This is a genomic window from Enterobacter asburiae (genome assembly GCF_008080435.1).
Classification (GTDB): Bacteria; Pseudomonadota; Gammaproteobacteria; order Enterobacterales; family Enterobacteriaceae; genus Enterobacter; species Enterobacter asburiae_C.
Genome location: NZ_VRKN01000003.1, coordinates 91,759 through 104,639, shown reverse-complemented (window position 1 = coordinate 104,639; position 12,881 = coordinate 91,759). Strand labels below are relative to the sequence as shown.

The window sequence follows — 12,881 nt, the reverse complement described above, 5'->3', positions numbered from 1 at the left end:
CTTAATGTCCGGCAGGGCAGGATGCGCAGCGATGCTGCTGCTCAAACTGGCTGAAGAAATTATTCCCTTTGTCGTCCACCAGCATAAAGGCGGGCAGATTTTCGACCTCCATCATCCATACCGCTTCCATGCCCAGTTCGGGATACTCAAGGCAGCGCAGGCTTTTCACATACTGCTGCGCCAGCAGAGCCGCCGCACCACCGATACTGCCGAGGTTGAAGCCGCCGTGCTTATGGCAGGCATCGGTGACCTGCTGGCTGCGGTTACCTTTGGAAAGCATGATCAGGCTTCCGCCCGCGGCCTGGAAAGCATCGACGTAGCCGTCCATGCGCCCGCCTGTGGTCGGACCGAGGGAGCCGCAGGCCTGATTCTCCGGTGTTTTCGCCGGCCCGGCGTAATAGACGATATGGTTTTTCATGTACTCCGGCATCGGTTCACCGTTATCCAGCCGCGCTTTGATTTTTGCGTGGACAATATCGCGGGCGACCACGATCGGGCCGCTTAACGACAGCCGGGTGCCGATCGGCAGGGTGGACATATCGAGCAGGATCTCGCGCAGCGGGCGGTTCAGGTTGATCTGTACGGTTTGGGCGTCGTTTTCCTCACGGCTGGCATCGGGGATGTATTTGCCGGGGTTATGTTCCAGCTTCTCCAGCCAGATACCGTGCTTATTGATCTTCGCTTTGATATTGCGGTCGGCGGAGCAGGAGAGCGCCATGGCCACAGGACAGGAGCCGCCGTGGCGCGGCAGGCGGATGACGCGAATATCGTGCGCGAAGTACTTGCCGCCGAACTGGGCGCCGATGCCGAATTCGCGGCTGGCGTTGAGCAGCGTGGTTTCCAGCGCCGTATCGCGGAACGCCTGGCCCAGCTCGTTCCCGCGGGTGGGCAGGTTGTCATAATATTTTGTTGAGGCCAGCTTCGCCACCTTCAGCGCCTGGTCGGCAGAGAGGCCGCCGACCACAAAGGCAATGTGATACGGTGGACAGGCCGCGGTACCGAGCGACTTCATCTTCTCGATCAGGAACGCGGTGAGCTTCTCCGGCTGCAGAATGGATTTTGTTTCCTGGAACAGCGCGGCTTTGTTAGCCGAACCGCCGCCTTTATTGACAAACAGGAAGCGATATTCGCTTCCCGGCGTGGCGCTGATGTCTATCTGCGCCGGCAGGTTGGTTTGGGTGTTGACCTCGGTATACATGTCCAGCGGTGCGTTTTGCGAGTAGCGCAGGTTACACTCGCTAAAGGTGGCGTAAATCCCTTTGCTCAGCGCTTCGGCGTCATCACCGCCGGTCCAGACGTGCTGACCTTTGCTCGCCACAACGGTGGCCGTGCCGGTATCCTGACAGTTTGGCAGGACGCCTTTTGCCGATACTTCGGCGTTACGCAGCAGCTGCAGGGCGACATACTTATCGTTACTGCTGGCCTGCGGGTCGTGCAGGATGCTGGCTATCTGCGTTAAATGTCCGGCGCGCAGGAAAAATGAGGCTTCATAAAAGGCCTGCTGGGCCAGCAGGGTCAATGCCTCAGGCGCCACCTTAATGACCTCCTCGCCCTCTAACTCCGTCACCGTAACGTGTTGCGTGCTGAGGAGTTCATATTCCGTCGTATCGTTACTCTGAACAAACAGTTCCTGCCAGACAAATGGTTTAGACATAGTACTTCTCACTTTGTGGTTGTTTTTGCCGGGCATGGGCGCAGATGCCGCGCCCGGCTTACAAAATCACAGCGGGTTGGGATCAATGGGCTAAAAAGAGGCTGGCCTGCGTCGCCCCGGCGACATACGCAATCGTCTGCTGGGCGCGGACGCTATTCCCGGCGGCATCCAGCGGTGGCGAATAGACCGCGATGGCGTATTGACCGGGCACGATGGCAACCATGCCGCCGCCGACGCCGCTTTTCGCCGGGATCCCAACGGTGTACAGCCATTTGCCGCTGCCGTCGTACAGCCCGGCAATCGCCATTTCCGCCAGAACCTGCGGCACGTAGCGTTCATTCAGCAGTTGCTTACCGTTGAAAGGCGATTTGCCCTTGTTCGCCAGCACCGCGCCCATTTTGGCGAGCTGCTCAACGGTGATGTCTACGGAACACTGGCGGGTGTAGATTTCGACAGCTTCCCGGGTATCGCCATAGAAGCTGTTGTAGGACGCCATCAGCATCGCCAGCGCCTGGTTATGCTGATTGGTCTCCATTTCTGATTTGAACACCGGCTCGTTGACGGTCAGCGAGGCATCGGCCCACGCGTTCAGGTTATTGAGGATCGCGTTCCAGCGGTCGGTCTTATCTTTCGCCTCAATCAGGCTTACCGTGCTCATCGCCCCCGCGTTAACCAGCGGGTTTTCAGGCGCACCTTTGGTCAGCTCAATGGCTAAACCGGAGTTGAAGGGCAGACCGGTCGCACTGGCGCCGAGTTTATCCAGCACCTCCTGCGGACCACGCTGCTCCATCGCCAGCGCCAGGGTGAAAACTTTGCTCAGTGATTCCATTGGAAACGCTTTTTTCACATCGCCAACCTGGTAAATGTGGCCGTCGACCGTGGCGAGGGTGATGGCGAAATTGTTGGGGCTATAGGTCGCCAGGGCGGGGATGTAGTCGGCGACTTTCCCCTCATGATTACCTTTGAATTTTTGGTGAGCCTGTTCAAGCAGCTGCGCGTAGTCCGGCGCGGGTTGCGCCAGCGCCGCAGCGCTAAACATCAGGCTGACGGATAAGAGGCTGACGCCGAAAATGTTTATCTTCATGGGCTATCCTGTACATCGGAAGACGAAAGGCCAACGACGGTTGGCCTTTATCATCAATACATGGCGATTTCAGTTTCTGAAGCGGTACTTTCTTTGGCCGGAACCTTGCCGCGGCAGCCGGCGCCGAAGTGCTCGCCTTCCCAGCGACCGACGATAGCGGCACCCATCGCGTTACTCATCACGTTGGTGGCGGAACGGCCCATGTCGAGGAATGGATCGACGCCCATCAGCAGAATCAGGCCCGCTTCCGGGATGTTGAACTGGTTGAGCGTGGCGGCAATAACCACCATCGATGCACGCGGCACGCCCGCCATCCCTTTAGAGGTCAGCATCAGGATCAGCAGCATGGTGATCTGCTCGCCAATGCTCAGTTCGATGTTGCACGCCTGGGCGATAAACACGGTAGCAAACGAGCAGTAGGCCATTGAGCCGACCAGGTTAAAGGAGTAGCCGATGGGCAGGACAAAGCTGGCAATCCTGGAGGAGACGCCGAATTTTTCCAGTTTGTTCAGCGTGCCCGGGAAGGCCGCTTCTGAACTTGAGGTCGTAAAGGCCAGCAGCGCAGGTTCGAGGATCGCTTTTGTCAGACGACTGATGCACGGACCGACAATCATCGTGGACAGGCCAATCAGAATCGCCCACAGCAGGCCGAGCGTCATGTAGAACTCGCCCATGAAAATACCGGCGCTGACCATCACACCCAGACCGCGTTCGGCAATCAGTCCGGAGATCGCGGCAAACACGGTCAACGGTGCAAACAGCATGACGTAGCCCGTCAGCTTCAGCATCACATGCACCAGAGAGTCGAGCACCTTAATGATGGGCTCGGCTTTCTCGCCAATGGCCGCCAGGCTGCAGCCGAGGAAAATCGAGAACACCACGATTTGCAGAATCTCGTTGCGGGCCATGGCATCAACGATGCTGGTCGGTACCGCGTGAGAGATAAACACTTTCAGCGTGAACGGCTCGGACTGAACGGCCGCAACGGCCCCGGCGTCATGGGCGACAAAGTTAATGCCTGTGCCAGGCTGGAAGATGTTGACGATAACCAGCCCCAGGGCGATGGACAGCAGCGAGGCGCAAATAAAGAGGAAAAAGGTTTTGGAGAATATTCTGCCAAGCGTTTTAGCATCACCCATTTTGGCTATGCCGACCACCAGGGTTGAAATAACCAGTGGGGCGATAATCATTTTCACCATGCGTAAGAATATGGTGGTGAATATAGAAATATCCTGTGAGTACGATTTTGCTGTATCTGCTGATGCCATATTATTAATGACCACCCCGGCAATCATGCCGAGTATCAAACCTAATATGATCATTTTCGTTAAGCTTATTTTTTTCATGTTTACTCCATCGGATAAAGGTTGGTTAATGTGTAGGGTCGCGTGCGCCTGAGCCCTGATGAGCCGCTCAGACGCACGTTTGTTGTGACCAACCGCATGAATTATCTGGAATACAGTAATACAGCAAATATCTATATCCCAATGGACGTTGTTGTATTTGTAGTGTTACAGATCAAACTCGATACTTAATAACGGTGCATGCTGCTGGGCACCATAGACATCATTGTCACCGACGTTGCCGGAGATAATATCGCGCGGCATGACGATTTTGACCGCATTGGCCGGGTCGAACCAGATAATGCGATGTATAAAGTCAGGCTTGACGTTGTATAAACGGGCAATAAGCTGCGGCGTTAATTGCTCCGAGGCTTTTACCCGCTGATAGTCTTCACGCGTTTTAAATAAAATATCCAGAACCAGCTCATACGGTCCGGCGTTTTTAGAACGAATGACCTGCGCCAGTGAGCAAATACCGTGTTTCATAACTGAACTCCTTCTGGCGTCACCTGTTCGAGGTGGAAATCAAAACGCAGCGCGTCGCTCGCTTCGATCAGGTGGTAGATTGAGAACTCATACACCGGACCGCTCTGAATGTCGGAAGGGGAGAACGGGAACGCGAGGTTGCCCGCTGTTGCGATCCGGTTTTCATAGCCGTAGTGCAGCAGGGTAGAGCGCACCAGCGAACAGACGCTGTTGGCGATATCCTGGGTGGGGGCCACCACGTCCAGCAGAATACCCAGCTCGTGCCCGGCAGACTGCATCGGCTCATGGTTGCCCATCACGCCATTTTTACCGTACAGGTGGAACGTCATGCGGATGCTGTCGTCATTCAGCGAGAGGTTGCGCTTCACGCTGACCTGCACTTCTTCAAGGATGTTATCGATCCCGGCAATCATGATCGGGTCGCGCGTACCGGCAATGGTCAGGCAGCGGAAGCCGACCCGGCGGGCGCCTTCCAGCTTCAGCGCATACGGCGTTTCTTCGTGGCGGGAACCGCTGACGTATACTTCGCCCTCGTTGACCGCTTTGAAGCTGCACCCTTTCAGGTTCAGGACGCCGCCCGGCCCCGGCAGGAAGTACGGGTCGGATTTCTCATACAGAGTGTGCGCCGCCGCCGACGTTTCGGTGAATTTACGCTTCGGATTAAACGTTTTCAGCGTAAAGCCGTTATCGTCAATGATGCCCATCGCGCAGTCGGAACCGGACCCCGGCGTAGCGGCAATCGCCGCGCACTCAAGGATCTTACCGCAGTGCAGCGCCAGACCTTCATCAAAGCCCTGCATGATGGGCAGCGCGGCAAAGCAGGCCGGATCGTACGCCCGTCCGCCCAGCACTACCTGTGCCCCGGCTGCCAGCGCCCGCTGGAAAGGTTCGATACCCATCTGCGCCACAATATAGGTGCTCTCTTCGATGGCCTCGTGGGTCAGCGCCGGGACGAAATCCAGGGCGGTGATTTTCCCGTTATCCAGCGCCTGATGCACGGTGGCTTTATCGACATCCGACGGGATCAGCGCCATAGAGAACGAGAGCTTCTCTTCCTGCGCAATCTCAAGGATTATCTGTCGGCACCACTCCAGATGCGGCGCGGCGCCGGACCCACCGGCGGTCCCGATCACCACCGGAATGTTGTGCTTAACGCCAGCCACGATCATATAGCGCAGATCGCGTTTTACCCCCGCCCGGTCGGTGAAAGGCTTACCCGCCCCCAGATAGTGGGGGCCAGGGTCGGAAGAGCCCGCGTCAACAGCAATAAGATCCGGCGACGCTTCCATGGCCTTACGAAAACTCTCTTCCGGGAAGCCATAACCCAGGATAGCCGTTGGCGATAAGATCTTAAATGTACGTGCCATCTCTTAATCCTTAGTTTGCAACAGTGCGATGGTGCGGTTCATCTCGTTAAACACGATGTTAAGACCTTCATCGAAGCCCATGCCCGGTTTGATCAGCATGCGCATTGGGCGAGCGGCGAGGGCCACGTGTACGCAGGTGCGGGCGCTGATTTCCGTTTCGTTACAGGTACCGCCCTGATAGGCTTCCATACCGTGTTTGTTGCAATACAGCACCGCATCAACGATGTTGTGAATACCGCCCAGATCCGGGGTTTTAATCTGCACCATATGGCAGCTGCCCGCATCGGTGAAGTCCACAATGTCCTGATAGGTGTTACACCACTCATCGGCAACGATTTTCACGCCGGAACCCAGACGCATCAGCTCGTGGGTGATGGCGGTCAGCAGGCGGATCTGATCCGGCTTGTTACCCGCATCCACCGGCCCCTCGATGTACAGCGGCAGGCCCTGGGCCTCTTTTTCGAGGCTGGCGATATACGCGGCGCAACGTACCGGATCCATATCGAAAATCAGACCGATGGTGCCGTACACGTCGATGTGCAGCGTCGGGTGATAGCGCGGGCTGGTGCGCAGGCTTAAAATGCGGTCGGATAACCAGCGCACATACTCACGCAGTTTTTCCCCCTTCAGGCCCAGCTTCTCTTCCACGTTGTTGATAAGCGCATGCGGCAGTACGTCAACGCCTTTAAGGATCATCTTGTCGACGGCGATATAACGGTCGTCGCCGCTCTGACCAAATAACGGAATGGCTTCCGGGACGCACGGCAGTTGCCATTCATCACACACGACTTCCGTTTTCAGACGACCGGTCGCCAGTGCCGCCGCGTCGAGCAGCGCCTGCGACAGGCCATAGCGTACGGCGGTATGCAGCAGATGGCCGTCTATACGCAGTTCGTCAAAGAAGCGGGCGTTCGTCAGGAACCGGTCAACGTCACGGCCTTCCAGCAGCGGCTTGATGTGATCGTTGAGGAATGGAATGAAGTGTTCAGCCAGGAACAGCGGGTCACGACCGCCTGCACCTGAATATTGCACCGCTGCGCAATCGCCCACCGCCACCGCGCCGTTTTCCAGAATCAGCTGTACGGAGACGCATTCACCCGCCTGACGAACGGACGTAAATCCAGGCGTTACCGGATCGCCGGTATAGATAAACCCGTCATGCCCGGCGCCGTTTTTGATGGCCTGCTGATCGTCGAAATAGAATGAGGAGTAGCCTGCGGTGAAAAGGGCCTGTTTAATTTTCATTATGGTCTTCCTATTAATTTACTGTGGGATACCGCGTTGATGTCATCAACAACCATCTGGAATGAGGGCTTACGGCCTTCAAAACGCGCGCGCTCGGCGACGTAATCGTGATGCAGGGCGAGGATATCTTTCGGCAGCGGAACCGCGCCGGCTTCCAGCACGCGAATGGCGCCGGCGTTATCACGAACCGGCAGAATTTTGCCCGCGTTGCAGGAGGCGGGGGCGAACGGCACGTCCAGCACGCCAGCTTCAAACGCCAGCACCGTCCCGCGCGCGACATCGCCGTTGCCCAGCTCGAAGACTCTCTTCAGCACGGCGCGGACTTCGCTCTTAATGAGCTCGACTTCCTGCTCGACGGCAGCACACGGCGGGAATTTCTGATCGCTGACCATGTTGAGCATCTGACGCGAGGCCTTCAGCCCCTGGGCGTTTGCGGCGGCGGTCGGAATACCGAACGCTTCGTGCGGGCTCTTGGTGATCACTTTGGTCGCCCCGGACATACCGGCAACCGCTGCGCCCCAGGAGATAATCGCAAACGCTTTCGACTCATCTTCCGGGAAGCCGCCCATCCACTGGTGGAAGACGGTGCTCAGCTCGTAATCGTCAAAGCCGTGGTTATGGAAATATTCGTGGGACAGCTCGCGCAGAGCCTGAATAGCGGCGATATCCTGCGTCAGGCTACCGACCTGGCCGTAGCCAACGGTGATTGACTTCACACCCTGTTCCAGCGCCAGCAGACCTTCGATAATCGCCACCGAGTGGGACACAAACGGCGGGATCAGGGTGCCGGTCAGCGGGCCAAACGGTTCACGGTTAATGCGAATGCCGTTCTCCTCGTACAGGCCCATCAGGCGGTCGCAGTACTGCCAGTCGCGGATGGATTTTTCCAGAGTGACGCGCTTAGCGTATGGAATGTTGTAGGAGATACCGCCGCCTTCATAGCTGGTAAAGCCGCTGGCCATTGCGATCTCCGCCAGCAGGCGCGCATCCGGCGTGCCGTGACGTACCTGAATCGGTTTCTCCAGCGCTTCAGTCATGCGACGGCAGGCGGCGACGCCGTGGTTGACGACCGGTAAGCCGTTAAGTTTGGAGGTGCCCGCTTCGATGGATTTTTGGATCCCTACCGCCGCCTCTTCATAGCGATTCAGACGGGTATAGGCGTCGATGGTGCTGGGCAGCAAATCACAATCGTCCTGCAGCGTTTTGAGCAGGGCGATGTGTTCATCCATCAGCGCTACGCCTGCGCGCGGCTGGCTCAGGGTTTTACCTTCCTGGTCCGCCTTCAGTAGGGCGTGAGAAAAGCGTTTTTGCTCAGGAATGGTTTGCTGGTACTTCACGCCATCTTCGAAGTTCTCAACGTCCTTGCCGGTATGCCAGGTTTGCAAGACCTGTTTCCGCTCAGTCATGAATTCGTCATGGGTTAGCTTTTTATTTCGAAGTTCCATTCGTTGCTGCCTTAGGTTTTATAGGGTTAAACAATGAATACTGGTGCGAGCCGCCGCCTGCGGGTCCAGCCTGGCGACATTTGCCAGCAGAGGAAGCAGACCTTTTGCATCGCGGTAATAGTCAAACTGCCCGGGTAAAAGAACGCGTCTGCTGCTGTCGTCCAGCTCGCGGTATTTCAGCCAGCGGTGAATATCGAACTGGCTGGCGCGAGAGAGCCATCCCCCGGAGCCCACCACTTTGCGTACGGTGGTCAGATCGCGTCCCATCTGCAAATCGACGTTGCCTACGCAGGTACAGACCTGTTTTTTGGTGCCGGCATGGCGCTCGCTGGCGTATCCCACGCACAGCCCGGCCAGCAGCGTGTCGAAATGCTTTTCTTCTTCGGTGACAGGCAGATAGTCCGGATGCGCGACCAGATGGCGCAGATAGCCATAAAAAGCATCCTTGCGCTGAGGCTGATGGGCGAATACCGCGTTCACCAGTTCCTGCGTACTTTCGCCGACCACCGCCGCCGAGACGCGCATGCCGAGGTCTCCCTCTACGGTGCGTTTCACAAACGGCTCAGGCACGCCGTGCAGAACGGTATCCGGGGAGAGCGTATTGGCGCTGGCGGAGTAGACGTCAGTGGTGGCACCGCCCATGTCGATCAGCATGAATTCTTTCCACGCGCTGTCGACATCGCTGATCGCTTTCACCAGCTCGTAGACGGTCCACGGCGTGGGCATCGGCTCTTCGCCGGTTTCCCCGACAATAACGTCCAGTCCTTTCCCCTTCACGATGCGGGAGAGAAAGACATCGCAGATGGCCTTGCGGGCGGCATACGGATTCGGGTGATCGAGGTCAGGCAAAACGTTGTCGACCGTGATCAAGTCTTTGTGGCCAAGAATGGCCTGCACGTCGTCCTGAATATCGCGATTTCCGGCGTAGATAATGGCGCAATCCAGCTTTGACGCTGCCAGCGCGCGGGCATTGGCAAGTCCGTAGCTCTCTTCTCCGCCGTCCGTACCGCCCGTGAACAGCAGAATGTCCGGCGGGGAGTCCTCCAGCGCGTGGATATCGTGGCGGTTCAGTTTGTAGGAGTAGTACTGGGCAATTTTGGCGCCCGCTGAATGGGCAGTGACTTTGGCTGACTCCAGGGTTATCGACGGCACCAGACCCATTGCGGCAACGGCGAGCCCGCCTTTTGCCGACGAAGAGTATTTCAGCGTAACCTCCCCGCTGTTCAGCAACGGTCGCGCATCGGCAACGTTTAGCACCTGGTTCAGGCTGGTAAAAAAACCCTCCGCCAGGTGGTGGGTCGTCGTCGGGGTCAGAACGTGGTTGACCAACGTGAGCCCATCACCCTCCGGCGTGAAGAGTGCGGCTTTGGTCCACGTCGAGCCAATGTCGACTGAGACGATTTGCATCAGAAGCCCTCTTCAAGACAGAGCTCTTCAACGCGCTGACGCTGCTGTATATCGTTCGCCATCAGCTGACAGACGTCTTCCAGGTCGTGACTTGGGGCGAACACCCGGTTGAAACCCATCTCTTTGAATTTGGCTTCGATATCGGCGAAATCGTGCTTACCTACGACCAGATTACCGCCAACAAAAAGCAGAATATCGCCGATACCGCGTTCGATGCAGCGCTCACGCAACCCCAGGCAGTCGATGTCGCCATGGCCGTAGATGGATGAAACGACAATAGCATCAGCACCCGTTTCGATGGCCGCATCAATATATTCATCCTGGCTCACCATCACACCAAGATTGATGACGTGGAAATCATGGGAAGTAAAAACACGATCCAGAACTTTATTACCTACCGCATGGCAGTCAGCACCAATGACGCCAATGACAAGTGTTGATTTCTTCATGGGTAATCCTCTGTAGGGCTGATAGTTAAAATAAAGTGGGTATTAAAAACGGTTAATGTACATTGGGTCTGTTAATGGTCTTGGAGTGTGTTTTGAAGACGAAAGGGAAGCAATTGATCTATTTTCAAAAAATCCTTCCAAAAATGATGATGGTAATGGCGTAACATTTAAAAGTGTTTTATATCAATTGCTTGTGTGTTCTTTATTTTGGGTTTGATATTTATCTGTAAACGTCACTGACAAAACCATTGTAATATTTGTGATCGCGCGCCTGTTTTATTGTCGAGGGTAGTTAATATGTTTTTTTAAGCATAATGATCAAGGCAATAATGTCGTGATGGCAGAGGAAAGGCGGTATTCACTGTTTTATTGATATTGGTCATAAACGCCATTCGTAAAATTAAGAAAGAGTGATAAATACATCAAATTTTTGACGCGTGGAGGGGAGGTATAATTCAGCGCTAATTTTAATTATCCGCTTTCTTGCGTCTTTGAATATTTAATCTGAGGATATAACAATGAGTAAAGGGAAGGTTTGGCTTGTAGGGGCAGGGCCTGGCGATGCGTCTTTAATTACGGTAAAAGGTCTGCACTGTATCCGCCATGCGGAGGTGATTGTTCACGATCGCCTGGTTAACCCTGAACTTCTGGCTCAGGCTCCGGCAGGCTGTCTGATTATTGATGTCGGTAAAACCCCGAGCCATCATCCGGTGCCTCAGGAACAAATCAATGCTTTGTTGGTCAAGCATGCCGGGGAAGGGCGGCAGGTGGTGCGCCTGAAAGGCGGGGATCCTTACGTTTTTGGCCGAGGGGGCGAAGAGGCCGAGCAGCTGGCGAAAGACGGCCTGACGTTCGAAATTGTGCCGGGGATCAGTTCCGCGATTGGCGGACTGGCCTATGCCGGGATCCCGGTCACGCACCGTCATTACGCCTCCAGTTTTCATATTGTGACCGGCCATATGTGCCAGGGAAACGACCCGCAAAACTGGCATGCCCTGGCGCAAATCAACGGAACGCTGGTCATTCTGATGGGAATGACCCGGCTGACGGAAATCTGCCAGCAGCTTATCGAGGGAGGCATGTCCGCCGGGACGCCGGTGGCGGTGGTGATGTATGCCAGCCAGTCTCGTCAGCAGGTCGCCAAAGGTACGCTGACCGATATCCACCTCGAGGTTGAACGTCAACAACTGCACGCTCCTGCGCTTATCGTCGTCGGTGAGGTGGTCAACCTGCAGGAGATACTGGCGTTTACCGCATCACACATCGCGCTGAATCAGGTTGTTGTCTGATGTTATCCTGACATTTTCGAAATGACCGAGTGAAACGCATGAGTGAGCATGGTGGTAACGTCCTGGAAACGGGGCTGCAGTTGGGGATCGATCCCGAGTTGCTATTGGACTTTAGCGCGAATATCAATCCGTTAGGGCTACCCGAGCGCGTCAGGTCGCTCATTGTGTCCCATCTGGATATCATCATGCAGTACCCGGACGTTGAATACCGTCATCTTCATCAGGCGCTGGCCAGCGCCAGTCGGTGTGACTATGACCAGACGATTGCCGGGAATGGCGAAACGGAGTTGATCTATGGCCTGGTGCGCACGCTTGCCCCTCGCCGGGCGATGCTGCTGGTGCCGGGTTTTGCCGAATATCGCCGGGCATTACAGCAGCAGGATTGCGAGATAATCGACTATGCGCTGAGTGAGCAGAACGGGTTCCAGGTGGATGTTTCTATACTGGACGCCGTTCGCGCGCACAGGCCCGATTGCCTGTTCATCGCGACGCCAAACAACCCTACCGGACTCATGCCTGATGCCGATCTTCTCGACCGGCTGGCCTCGCTGTGCGAAGCGCTGCAGATTTCGCTGATTGTGGATGAAGCGTTCATCGATTTTCTGCCGCAGGGCTCCACGCTGGCGCCACGGCTGGCGGAGTCACGCTATCTTTACCTGCTGCGGTCCCTGACGAAGTTCTTTGCCATTCCCGGACTGCGCCTTGGGTATCTGCTGAGCGGAAATACGCAAATCATTCGCCAGTTGAAACGCACCCGCGAGCCCTGGTCCGTGAATGCCTTCTCGGCGCTTGTGGGGCAACATTTGTTGTCGGATGAGGACTATATTGCTCGCAGCCATGCCTGTATCGCCCGGGAGCGGGATTTCCTGTGGCAGGCGATGACGCGCTTTTCATCGCTGGTGGTCTGGGAGCCGCAGGCCAATTTTATTTTCTTCCGCTGCCTGCGTCAGGGTTTCGACCTGAAGGCGGCGCTGCTCGGCCATCACATTCTTATCCGCCACTGTGAAAACTACCCAGGGCTCGATCGCGATTACTACCGGATTGCCGTGCGTACCGAAGCGGAGAACCGCCGGTTTATTGCCGCTCTGACTCACGTTTTAAAAGGCTAAGGC

11 protein-coding genes are annotated in these 12,881 nt (G+C 56.1%); 2 read left to right on the top strand and 9 right to left on the bottom strand.

The genetic code is table 11. The features are described from left to right. Position 1: 1 nt before the first annotated feature. The 9 genes from FU672_RS06350 to glmS all read right to left on the bottom strand — a co-directional run bounded on the left by FU672_RS06350 (position 2) and on the right by glmS (position 10,480). Positions 2-1,654, bottom strand: coding sequence for a class I fumarate hydratase (locus FU672_RS06350; RefSeq protein WP_148242595.1), 1,653 nt, complete (start codon positions 1,652-1,654; stop codon positions 2-4). 82 nt (positions 1,655-1,736) lie between these two features. Next, positions 1,737-2,738 carry a glutaminase A gene (glsA, locus tag FU672_RS06345; protein WP_148242594.1) on the bottom strand — a complete coding sequence of 334 codons (1,002 nt, stop codon included), beginning with the start codon at positions 2,736-2,738 and terminating at the stop codon, positions 1,737-1,739. 53 nt (positions 2,739-2,791) lie between these two features. Continuing rightward, complete coding sequence (locus FU672_RS06340) at positions 2,792-4,084, bottom strand: dicarboxylate/amino acid:cation symporter (RefSeq protein WP_148242593.1); 1,293 nt, start codon at positions 4,082-4,084, stop codon at positions 2,792-2,794. Positions 4,085-4,249: 165 nt separating this feature from the next. Continuing rightward, entirely contained in the window at positions 4,250-4,567 is a 318-nt protein-coding gene (locus FU672_RS06335) for a DUF4387 domain-containing protein (RefSeq protein ID WP_121425786.1), read from the bottom strand. Further along, a complete protein-coding gene (locus tag FU672_RS06330; RefSeq protein ID WP_148242592.1) occupies positions 4,564-5,934 on the bottom strand; it encodes an acyclic terpene utilization AtuA family protein in 1,371 nt (456 codons plus the stop codon). The genes FU672_RS06335 and FU672_RS06330 overlap by 4 nt, the downstream gene beginning before the upstream one ends. A 3-nt stretch (positions 5,935-5,937) precedes the next feature. Beyond that, positions 5,938-7,179: a methylaspartate ammonia-lyase gene (locus FU672_RS06325; RefSeq protein ID WP_148242591.1), complete on the bottom strand. Its 1,242-nt coding sequence runs from the start codon at positions 7,177-7,179 to the stop codon at positions 5,938-5,940. Next, entirely contained in the window at positions 7,179-8,624 is a 1,446-nt protein-coding gene (locus FU672_RS06320) for a methylaspartate mutase subunit E (RefSeq protein WP_148242590.1), read from the bottom strand. The genes FU672_RS06325 and FU672_RS06320 overlap by 1 nt, the downstream gene beginning before the upstream one ends. An 18-nt stretch (positions 8,625-8,642) precedes the next feature. Continuing rightward, positions 8,643-10,031, bottom strand: coding sequence for a methylaspartate mutase accessory protein GlmL (gene glmL / locus FU672_RS06315; RefSeq protein WP_148242589.1), 1,389 nt, complete (start codon positions 10,029-10,031; stop codon positions 8,643-8,645). Further along, positions 10,031-10,480, bottom strand: a complete 450-nt coding sequence (glmS, locus tag FU672_RS06310) for a methylaspartate mutase subunit S (protein ID WP_134349176.1) — start codon at positions 10,478-10,480, stop codon at positions 10,031-10,033. Before glmS ends, glmL begins: the two co-directional genes overlap by 1 nt. Before the next feature lie 518 nt (positions 10,481-10,998). Between glmS and cobA the strand changes: the two genes are divergently transcribed. Then, positions 10,999-11,769, top strand: a complete 771-nt coding sequence (gene cobA, locus FU672_RS06305) for a uroporphyrinogen-III C-methyltransferase (RefSeq protein ID WP_148242588.1) — start codon at positions 10,999-11,001, stop codon at positions 11,767-11,769. Positions 11,770-11,807: 38 nt separating this feature from the next. After that, a complete protein-coding gene (gene cobD / locus FU672_RS06300) occupies positions 11,808-12,878 on the top strand; it encodes a threonine-phosphate decarboxylase CobD (protein WP_148242587.1) in 1,071 nt (356 codons plus the stop codon). Positions 12,879-12,881 lie beyond the last annotated feature (3 nt).

Excerpts from the sequence above, each read along its gene's own strand:
- cobD (WP_148242587.1), top strand. The coding sequence starts at position 11,808 with ATGAGTGAGCATGGTGGTAACGTCCTGGAAACGGGGCTGCAGTTGGGG.
- FU672_RS06325 (WP_148242591.1), bottom strand. The coding sequence starts at position 7,179 with ATGAAAATTAAACAGGCCCTTTTCACCGCAGGCTACTCCTCATTCTAT.
- FU672_RS06330 (WP_148242592.1), bottom strand. The coding sequence starts at position 5,934 with ATGGCACGTACATTTAAGATCTTATCGCCAACGGCTATCCTGGGTTAT.
- FU672_RS06350 (WP_148242595.1), bottom strand. The coding sequence starts at position 1,654 with ATGTCTAAACCATTTGTCTGGCAGGAACTGTTTGTTCAGAGTAACGAT.
- FU672_RS06335 (WP_121425786.1), bottom strand. The coding sequence starts at position 4,567 with ATGAAACACGGTATTTGCTCACTGGCGCAGGTCATTCGTTCTAAAAAC.
- glmS (WP_134349176.1), bottom strand. The coding sequence starts at position 10,480 with ATGAAGAAATCAACACTTGTCATTGGCGTCATTGGTGCTGACTGCCAT.
- FU672_RS06320 (WP_148242590.1), bottom strand. The coding sequence starts at position 8,624 with ATGGAACTTCGAAATAAAAAGCTAACCCATGACGAATTCATGACTGAG.
- FU672_RS06340 (WP_148242593.1), bottom strand. The coding sequence starts at position 4,084 with ATGAAAAAAATAAGCTTAACGAAAATGATCATATTAGGTTTGATACTC.
- cobA (WP_148242588.1), top strand. The coding sequence starts at position 10,999 with ATGAGTAAAGGGAAGGTTTGGCTTGTAGGGGCAGGGCCTGGCGATGCG.
- glsA (WP_148242594.1), bottom strand. The coding sequence starts at position 2,738 with ATGAAGATAAACATTTTCGGCGTCAGCCTCTTATCCGTCAGCCTGATG.
- glmL (WP_148242589.1), bottom strand. The coding sequence starts at position 10,031 with ATGCAAATCGTCTCAGTCGACATTGGCTCGACGTGGACCAAAGCCGCA.